Raw genomic sequence first — 2,193 nt, forward strand, 5'->3', positions numbered from 1 at the left:
GCTGCAGGCGCCGTTGCGGACGGCGAAGTTCGACCTGTCCTTCAGCCTCGCCGAACAACACGACGGCAGCGACGGATCGGGTGGACTGGCGGGAGCGGTCGAATTCGCCACCGACCTGTTCGACCGCACCAGCGTCGAAACCATCGCAAGACGCCTGCTGCTGGTCCTCGAACAAGTCGTCACCGACCCCGGAATCCGCGTCGGTCGGCTGGAGCTGTTGAGCGCCAGCGAATCCGAACAAGTGCTGCGCACGTGGAACAACACCAGGATCGTCACACCCGAGGCGACCATCGTGGAGCGGTTCGAGCGGCAAGCGGCTCGAACACCGGGATCCGTCGCGGTCGTATGTGGGCAAATCCGGATCGAGTACGGGCAGTTGAACTCTCGTGCCAACACCCTGGCATGGAGCTTGATCGAGCGTGGGATCGGGCCCGAGACCATCGTTGCGGTCTCGCTGCCGCGGACACCCGAGCTGATCGTGGCGTTGGTGGCAGTCCTCAAGACCGGGGCCGCATATCTGCCGATCGATCCGGCCTATCCCAGCGACCGCACCCACCATGTCCTCATCGATGCGGCACCCGCGTTGCTCGTCACCGACACCACCACGGTTGCCGGGCTGCCCCACACGCCCCTCCCGCGCCTGCTCGTCGACAGCCACATCTCCGCCGGAACTCCGGATACCGACCCGGCAGATCGCGATCGCACCCGCCCGCTGCACCCGGACAACCCCGCCTATCTCATCTACACCTCCGGCTCCACTGGAAGACCCAAAGGCGTCACTATCGCCCACCGCAGTATCGCAGGGCGGCTGGAGATGATGCAGGAGCTGCACGGGCTCGGCGCGGACGATGCGGTATTGCAGAAGACCTCCTTCGGTTTCGATCCGTCGGTGTGGGAGATCTTCTGGCCGTTGGGAATCGGCGCCAGAGTTGTGATGACACCGGGTGACCGGCGGGATCCCGGCTATATCGCCAACCTGATCCGGTCCGAGCAGATATCGATAATCCGTTGCGTGCCTTCCGAACTGGATGCACTGATGGACCATGCCGGGGTGATGGAAGCGCATACGCTGCGCCATGTCATCAGCGGCGGCGAAGCCATGCCGGTGCCCTTGGCCCGGCGTCTGATCGACGCGCTGCCCGCCACCTCCTACAACATGTTCGGGCCGACGGAGACGACGATCGCCGCGACTGCACAGGTGCTGGGGCCCGGGGTCGTGGGTGCGGCTGGTTCGGTGCCGATCGGTGGTCCGTTGGGGAATGTGCGGGTGTATGTGTTGGACGGGGGGTTGCGGCCGGTTCCGGTGGGTGTGGTGGGGGAGTTGTATATCGCCGGTGTGCAGTTGGCGCGTGGGTACAAGGGCCGTGCGGGTTTGACGGGTGAGCGGTTTGTGGCCTGTCCCTTCGCTTTCGGGGAGCGGATGTATCGCTCCGGTGACGAGGTGCGCTGGACCTCGGATGGCGTGCTGGAGTTCGTGGGGCGGGTTGATGATCAGGTGAAGGTGCGGGGTGTGCGGGTGGAACCGGGTGAGGTCGAGGCGGTGCTGCTGACCCACCCCGCGGTCAGCCAGGCCGTGGTGGTGACCCGTGCCGGGGCCGACGGAGTCGCTCAGTTGGTGGGGTATGTGGCACTCGATCGGGGTGTGCTGGTCGCCCGCGATCGGGTGTGGGAGCGCGAACTTGTCGAACAGTGGGGACGGGTCCACGATGACCTGCATGCCGCGGACAGCGGAATCTGGCGCGACGCCCAGGATGCCGACGATCCGGAGGGTTTCGGGGCGGATTTTCGTGGGTGGGTGAGTAGTTATTCGGGTGAGCCGATTCCGTTGTCGCAGATGTTGGAGTGGCGGGATGTGACGGTGGCGCGGATTCGGGGGTTGCGGCCGTGTCGTGTGCTCGAGATCGGTGTTGGTTCGGGGTTGTTGTTGTGGCAGTTGGCGCCGGAGTGTGAATCGTATTGGGGTACGGATGTTTCGGTTTCGGTGGTGGAGAGGTTGCGCAGCGGGGTTTCCGGGGTTGGTGTTCCGTGGGCGCGTCGGGTGGTGTTGGGGGTGCGGGTGGCTGATGATGTGGCGGGGTTGCCGGTGGGGGTGTTCGACACGGTGGTTTTGAATTCGGTGGTTCAGTATTTTCCGAGTGGGGGTTATTTGATCGATGTGTTGGAGAAGGTGTTGGGTTTGTTGGCTCCGGGTGG

1 protein-coding gene is annotated in these 2,193 nt (G+C 64.7%); it reads left to right on the forward strand.

Annotated features, from left to right (window positions below; genetic code table 11):
* Positions 1-2,193 (forward strand): amino acid adenylation domain-containing protein (locus AB0H61_RS38995; RefSeq protein ID WP_357313970.1); only part of this gene is annotated, 2,193 nt, incomplete at both ends.

The sequence above is a fragment of the Nocardia sp. NPDC050710 genome, assembly GCF_040654375.1.
Classification (GTDB): domain Bacteria; phylum Actinomycetota; class Actinomycetes; order Mycobacteriales; family Mycobacteriaceae; genus Nocardia.